The sequence below is a fragment of the Streptomyces sp. NPDC055078 genome, from assembly GCF_053607985.1.
The window spans coordinates 1-6,501 of record NZ_JBSGUP010000471.1 but is presented as its reverse complement, the minus strand read 5'-3'; the positions used below and the strand labels follow the sequence as shown (position 1 = coordinate 6,501).

At 71.6% G+C, this 6,501-nt stretch carries 6 protein-coding genes, 1 tRNA gene and 1 pseudogene; 5 read left to right on the top strand and 3 right to left on the bottom strand.

Annotation, left to right across the window (positions count from 1 at the left end; all coding sequences use genetic code 11):
- Positions 1-516 precede the first annotated feature (516 nt).
- Positions 517-591: transfer RNA gene (locus ACWF94_RS29565), tRNA-Val, on the bottom strand.
- A 266-nt stretch (positions 592-857) separates the two neighbouring features.
- On the opposite strand from ACWF94_RS29565, the gene ACWF94_RS29560 reads away from it, so the two are divergent.
- The 4 genes from ACWF94_RS29560 (at position 858) to ACWF94_RS29545 (ending at position 4,240) form a co-directional block, all read left to right on the top strand.
- The gene (locus tag ACWF94_RS29560) at positions 858-1,610 is read left to right on the top strand and encodes a DUF4097 family beta strand repeat-containing protein (protein ID WP_453495125.1); all 753 of its coding nucleotides are present in this window, start codon (positions 858-860) and stop codon (positions 1,608-1,610) included.
- Between the two features lie 155 nt (positions 1,611-1,765).
- Complete coding sequence (locus tag ACWF94_RS29555) at positions 1,766-3,133, top strand: hypothetical protein (RefSeq protein ID WP_453495122.1); 1,368 nt, start codon at positions 1,766-1,768, stop codon at positions 3,131-3,133.
- Positions 3,134-3,330: 197 nt separating this feature from the next.
- Positions 3,331-4,005 carry a DUF4383 domain-containing protein gene (locus tag ACWF94_RS29550; RefSeq protein ID WP_453495119.1) on the top strand — a complete coding sequence of 225 codons (675 nt, stop codon included), beginning with the start codon at positions 3,331-3,333 and terminating at the stop codon, positions 4,003-4,005.
- A gap of 10 nt (positions 4,006-4,015) precedes the next feature.
- The gene (locus tag ACWF94_RS29545) at positions 4,016-4,240 is read left to right on the top strand and encodes an FmdB family zinc ribbon protein (RefSeq protein WP_453495116.1); all 225 of its coding nucleotides are present in this window, start codon (positions 4,016-4,018) and stop codon (positions 4,238-4,240) included.
- 157 nt (positions 4,241-4,397) lie between these two features.
- On the opposite strand, the gene ACWF94_RS29540 is transcribed toward ACWF94_RS29545, so the two are convergent.
- Positions 4,398-5,042 carry a response regulator transcription factor gene (locus ACWF94_RS29540; protein ID WP_453495113.1) on the bottom strand — a complete coding sequence of 215 codons (645 nt, stop codon included), beginning with the start codon at positions 5,040-5,042 and terminating at the stop codon, positions 4,398-4,400.
- Complete coding sequence (locus ACWF94_RS29535) at positions 5,033-6,199, bottom strand: sensor histidine kinase (RefSeq protein ID WP_453495110.1); 1,167 nt, start codon at positions 6,197-6,199, stop codon at positions 5,033-5,035. Before ACWF94_RS29535 ends, ACWF94_RS29540 begins: the two co-directional genes overlap by 10 nt.
- Before the next feature lie 58 nt (positions 6,200-6,257).
- Between ACWF94_RS29535 and ACWF94_RS29530 the strand changes: the two are divergent.
- Positions 6,258-6,501 (top strand): annotated as a pseudogene (locus ACWF94_RS29530) (DedA family protein); the annotation flags it as partial.

Here is a 6,501-nt window from a genome sequence, read left to right as displayed (position 1 = left end):
CGCATCCCCCGTAGCGGACGGACCGGGGCCCCACCCCCACCGTGCTTGGAGTACGCCGTGTTGTGCTGTCTCGTCGACGCCCTGCGCCGGTTCATCAACCACCGCCGCGGCGCTGCCGCCCGCCGAAACCTCGAACGCCGCGACACCGCCTGACCACCGCCCTGGTCTGGCGGACGTCACTCTCCCGGGTGTTGGCGCCCTCGTGACGATCGCCATACCTAGAGATATCGAACCTGCGTTCAAACAAGCGTGCCGGAGAGCACCCATGGGTGGCCCCCATCCGCTCCCCGGTACGGGACGACCCCCTCCAGTGCACGGAGGGGGTCGCTCTCATTCTGCCGCCGCTGACCAGCGCATACGGCTTGATCATTTAGGAGATTTTTAGGAGACGAGACGGGGCACTACTGAGGGAGCCATGTTGTAGCCATGGGGTAGTCATGAAGCCGAAGGAACAGTGAAGGCCCAGGTTGAATGTGCTCTGACCTGGGCCTCAGTCACCGAAACGGCTGGTAGAACTGGTGGGCGCGGACGGTTTCGAACCGCCGACATCTGCTTTGTAAGAGCAGCGCTCTACCACTGAGCTACGCACCCGTGGATGAAGGGACAGCGTACATGGCAGATGGGGCCGCCCCGCAATCCCGTTCCCGCCGCGCCGAGGGGTGGGTCGGGTGGGAGGCGGACCGGGGGATAGCCCTACCACGGAGACGGTGGGCGACCGGATCGTCGGGTGGGGGCGGGGCTTCTAGGTTGGGGGCGTAGTGGCCGAACCAGCAAGGGGAATGATCGACATGAGCGGCGAACGCGCAGACGGCTACGCCCGCGTCAATGGCCGGCCCCGGGCCGCGCGGTGGGTGCGGATGGTGGGGCTGGTCGGGGGCGGGGGGCTGGTGGTGGGGGTGCTGGCCGGGTGCGGGAGTGCGGATGCGGAGGAGGCTCCGGTGGAGAGCAGAACGTTTCCGCTGACCGGGAAGACGCTGACCATCGACAGCAAGAACTCCGCCATCGATGTCGTCCCCGCCGATGTGAAGGATGTGCGGGTGACCCGGCGGGTCGACGGGTGGGTGTTCCTCGGGAGCGGGCCGGACACCTCGTGGCGGATGGCCGACGGGAAGCTCACGCTGCGGGTGGACTGCGATGCCGTCGCCAGCGACTGCGAGGCGCGGCACTCGGTGAAGGTGCCGAGGGACGTCACGGTGCGGGTGGAGAACGACAACGGGGGCGTGACGGCGTCCGGGTTCACGACGCCCCTGAGGATCGCGTCGGACAACGGCGGTGTGACCGTCCGCGACACGACCGGGCCCCTCGACCTGCGCAGCGACAACGGGGCAGTCACCACCGAGGACGTGGCGGCCAGGACCGTGAAGGCGGAGTCGGACAACGGGAGCGTACGGGTCGGGCTGCGGGCGGGCTTTCTGCCGGAGCGAGTGGAGGCCGTCAGCGACAACGGGGACGTACGGATCGGGCTGCCGCGCGCGGGGGCTCCGTACGCCGTCAAGGCGACGAGCGGCAACGGCTCGGTCCAGGTGGGAGTACCTCAGGACGACGGCAGCCGGCGGGTGGTGACCGCCCGCAGCGACAACGGCGATGTGCGGGTGCGCACGGCGGAGTAGCGGAGCAGCAGCGGAGTAGCAGCGGAGTAGCAGAATCACGGAATATCGGCCCGGAGCACGGGAAATCGTACAAGCGCGAACCTTCTGGCCCGTGTGTTCGTCGTTACCTGGTGGGAGAATGAATCAGGTACGGCGACACAGCACGGGAGCGGGATGTGACGGGGACACACGCACGGGCGCACGCGAATGCGAACGCGATTGCCGTCCGGGATGTCCTCGCCCTGGTGCTGCTGCCCGTGCCGCTGGCCGTCGCGGCGCTGCCCGGTGCGTTCGCGGGCGGGGGCACGCGGCGCTGGTTCGGCGGGCGCGGGGAAGGGCAGCGGGCCGACGCGCAGGCCGCGAAGGACGCCGCCGCCGCGGCCTTCTACGAGCTGGACACCGCCCAGCGCGATCTGCGGATCTCCATCGAGACGATCACGGCCGTGGACACCTCGCCCCGGGCGCGTCAGGCCGTGGAGGGGTTCGCCGCGCTCGGGCGGCGGATCGACGAGGTGAGCGGGCACTACATCACGGCCGTCGACGCGCACGATCTCGATCGGGACGATCTGGAGGCGTCCGTCGCCTCCCGGGCGCGTGGTGAGCTGACCCGCGCCAAGGACGAGCTGGTGCGGGTGAAGGCGGATCTGGACCGGTTCGCCCAGGGGCTGGGGCCGCTGCTGGACAAGGTGGAGACTCAGCTCGCCCGGCTGGTCCCGGCCATCGAGCGGGCGAGAGCGGCGCTCCTCGCCGCGAGCAATGCTCTCGATACGGTACGGGGCTCCGGACTGCGAGCGGATCATCTCGCCGCCCGGCTCGCCGCGCTCGGCCCCGAGTTGACCCTGCTCAACCAGGGCGCGGGCCGACATGGCGTCGCCGAGACCCTGCACCGCGCCGACCAGGTGCTCCGGGACGCCGAAGCCGTACGGGCCGAGGCCGAGCGGCTCCCCGAGCAGGCCGCCGAGATCGACAAGCGGCTGGTCTCGCTCCGTACCCGCGCGCAGGCCCTGACCACCCGCGCCGAGTCCGTCGAGCCGATTCTCAGTGAGCTGCGGCGGCGGTTCTCGGCCGCCTGCTGGCAGAACCTCCAGCCCGTGCCCGAGCAGGCCGCCGCCGGTGTCCAGCAGGCCGAGGACAGGCTCCGCGAGGCGGCCAAGGCCCGCGACGAGCAGCGCTGGCCGGATGCGACCGCCCTGCTCAGCACCGTACGAGCGCTGCTGAACACCACCGACGAGGCCGTGTCCGCCGCCGGTGACCGGCTCCAGCGGCTCAATGCCGTCGCCAAGGACCCGCAGCCGGAGATCGACCGCACCCGCTTCGCCGTGCGCGACGCCCAGCGGCTCGCCATGGCCGGGCGCAACACCCCCGACCCGCGCCACGCCCGGCCGCTCGACGACGCGGTCGCCCGGCTGGAGCGGGCGATCACCGGGCTGGAGGGCCGCCACCCCGACTACTGGCACTTCCTGACCGAGACGGAGGCCGTGCGGCGCACCGTCGCCCGGGTCGTCGAGCAGATCCGGGAGGACCGGGGGGCCGGGGGCGGCTGAGCGGGCCGACCAAGAGGTCGGGGCCGGCTGAAGGACCCGAGGTGCCGGGGCGGACTGAAGGACCCGAGGTGCCGGGGGCGGCTGAGCGTGGTGGGTGTGCCCGACCGCCGGGCGCCCGGCGAGCCCCGGCGGGAGTTGAACAGGGGCGCTCACAGGCGGATGCTGGACATACGCGTACGTACCCGAGGAGGCCGGACATGGCCGCACACGTACTGCATCACAAGCCGCGTCACAAGAAGCCCCGCCCGCACCGCGTCCGGCTCGACGAGCACCTTCCGGTCGATCACCGGCTCAGCCGCGTCTACCGCGTCGGCGCCGGGCTCATGGGGCTGTTCCTGCTCACGTTCGGCATCCTGGGGCTGATCGACAGGATCGGGTTCATCGACACCGAGGGCGACACCGTCGCCGGTCTCAACACCAATGGCTCGCTGAGCGTCCTCTCCATCTGTGTGGGACTGCTGCTCCTCGTCGGCATGGTCATCGGCGGAAACTTCGCCTCCACGCTGAACATGGTGCTCGGGGTCGTGTTCGTCGGCAGCGGCTTCATCAATCTCGCCCTCCTGGACACCGACTTCAACCCGCTCGCCTTCCGCATCCAGAATGTGCTGTTCAGCTTTGTGGTGGGCGTGCTCCTGATGTTCTTCGGGATGTACGGGCGGGTCAGCTCGACGCTCCCGCACGACAATCCGTACTGGCGGGCCCGTCACCCGTCGCGGGCCGGGAGCAGTGCCGCGAGCCAGGCCGGGAGCCAGGCCGCGAGCGGTGGGGAGCCGCCCCGGCCGGTCGCCGCCGAACCCCGGGAGCAGGGCCCGCGGGGCGCCGAGCGGCAGCAGAGCGCCGAGCGGGGCGGGGGCCCGGAGGAGAGCGCGTAGCCTGGAGCGTATGCCTCGTTACGATTTCCGCTGCCGCAGCTGTGGCGACACCTTCGAAGTGAACCGGCCGATGGCCCGGTCCGCCGACCCCGCGAGCTGTCCCGCCGGGCACGACGACACGGTCAAACTGCTGTCGACCGTCGCCGTCGGCGGTACGGCGTCGTCCCCCGGGCCCGCGCCGGGCGGCGGAGGCGGCGGGGGCGGGGGCTGCTGCGGGGGCGGTTGCTGCGGCTGAACCGGCGGCGGTCGGCGGCAGTCGGCGGTACGTGTGCGACCGGGCCGGACCGGCCGCGCTGCCCGGACGGCCACGGGCCGCAGGTGCCCGAACGGCGCACCGGACAACCCGGCACAGCCACGAACAGTCACGGTTGGCGGCGAATGGCTACGGACAGCTACGAGTCCAGATAGCGCAGCACCGCCAGCACCCTGCGCGAATAACCCGCCGTCCCGGTAAGATCCAGCTTGTCGAAGATCGCGTTGATGTGCTTCTCGACCGCGCTCTGCGAGACATGCAGCCGCTGCGCGATCGCGCCGTTCGTATGCCCCTGTGCCATCTCCGCCAGTACGTCCCGCTCCCTGGCCGTCAGCCGGGAGAGCGGGTCCGTACGGGTGCTGCGGGCCAGCAGCTGGCGTACGACCTCGGGGTCGAAGGCCGCACTCCCCCGGCCCACCCGCTCCAGCGCGTCCAGGAACTCGTCGACCTGGACCACCCGGTCCTTGAGCAGATAGCCGACGCCCTCCCGGTCGGAGGTCAGCAGTTCGGTGGCGTACCGCTTCTCCACATACTGCGAGAGCACCAGCACCCCCACCGCCGGCCAGCGGCGGCGGATCTCCAGAGCCGCGCGCAGGCCCTCGTCGGTGTGGGTCGGGGGCATCCGGACGTCGGCCACCACCACATCAGGCTGCCGCCGGGCGACGGCGGCGAGGAGCTGTTCACCGTCGCCGACCGCCGCCAGCACCTCATGGCCCTCCTCCGCGAGGAGGCGTACGAGCCCCTCCCGCAGCAGGGTCGAGTCCTCGGCCAGGATTACGCGCACGGCAGCTCCGCGGTGATCGTCGTGGGTCCGCCGGCCGGGCTGTCGACCCCGAACCGGCCGTCGAGTGCCGCGACCCTGCTCGCCAGCCCGGTGAGCCCGCCGCCCGAGGGGTCCGCGCCGCCCGCCCCGTCGTCCTCGACACACAGCCACAGCGTGCCGCCGGTACGCCGCAGATTCACCTCGACCCGGGTGGCTCCCGAGTGCTTCACCACATTGGTGACGGCCTCGGAGACCACGAAGTACGCCACGGTCTCCACATGGCGGGCGGGCTCCCGCTCGACGTCGTACTCCACCCGCATCGGCAGCGGGGTGCGCTCGGCGACCGTCTCCAGGGCTGCGCGCAGCCCCGCCTCGTCGAGCACGGTCGGATAGACGCGCCACGCCACTTCGCGCAGTTCGACCAGGGCCCGGCGGCTCTCCTCGTGGGCCTGGAGGAGGAGTTCGTCGGCGCGGTCGGGGTCCCGGCTGCGGCGGGCGCGGCCCAGCAGCATCCCGAGGGCGACCAGGCGCTGCTGGACGCCGTCGTGGAGGTCGCGTTCGATCCGGCGGCGCTCGTCGTTGACCGCGTCCACGACCTCGGCGCGGGTGGTGGCGAGCTGGGCGATCCGGCGTTCCAGGGCGTGCTGTCTGCTGGGCCCGAGGAGGTGGCGGGCGAGCCTGCTCTCCAGCAGGGCCGTGCCGTACACCCCCTGGGCGGTGAGGACGATGACGAACAACCCGAGGACGGCGGTGCCCGCGACCTCGATCTCGTACTGGATATCGACCCAGAGCCAGCCGGCGGCGGCGAACCCGACCCAGGACAGTCCGACCAGCAGAAAGCCCAGGATGACGCCGCCGAGCAGACCGAGCGGGATCCGGGCCAGGGCGTAGCGGGCGGCGCGGCCGTCTCCGTACGGGGTGGGAATCCGCACACCGAGGAAGCGGGTGAGCCGACGCACCTCGATCTCGGTGACCCGGTGCGCGAGGGTGCCCAGCGGGCGCAGCAGCGCGCGCCGCGCGGGTGGCCAGGCCAGTACGAGCAGCAGGGCCAGGCCCGCGAACAGCGCGAGAACCAGCTCGGCGCAGGCGGTCATGGCCCCGAGAGCGAGTCCGGCCGCGTCCCGCGCGCCGCGCCGTACCGCCGCTGCGATGGGCCCGCGGCCTGCTGATTCCGTCATGATCGGCCACGCTAGCCGGTCGTCCGGGTCCCGCACACTGAGGTGAACCGCAAGGAAGCGTGCGGTCGCCTTCCGCATGATCCCGATCTTCCGGCTGATCTCGGTGCCGGCGGGGGTGGAGCGGATGCCGCTGCCGCTGTTTCTGGTGCTGACGACGGTGGGGAGTGCGATCTGGAACACGGCGTTCGTGCTGGCGGGCTATGCACTCGGGGAGAACTGGGAGGACGTGGCGGGGTATGTCTCCATGTACTCCAAGGTGGGGGCGGCGGTGGTGGGGTTCGTGGGGGTGCGGATGCTGAAGC

Coding starts and splice junctions, on each gene's coding strand:
- ACWF94_RS29560 (WP_453495125.1), top strand. CDS start 858: ATGGTGGGGCTGGTCGGGGGCGGGGGGCTGGTGGTGGGGGTGCTGGCC.
- ACWF94_RS29550 (WP_453495119.1), top strand. CDS start 3,331: ATGGCCGCACACGTACTGCATCACAAGCCGCGTCACAAGAAGCCCCGC.
- ACWF94_RS29545 (WP_453495116.1), top strand. CDS start 4,016: ATGCCTCGTTACGATTTCCGCTGCCGCAGCTGTGGCGACACCTTCGAA.
- ACWF94_RS29535 (WP_453495110.1), bottom strand. CDS start 6,199: ATGACGGAATCAGCAGGCCGCGGGCCCATCGCAGCGGCGGTACGGCGC.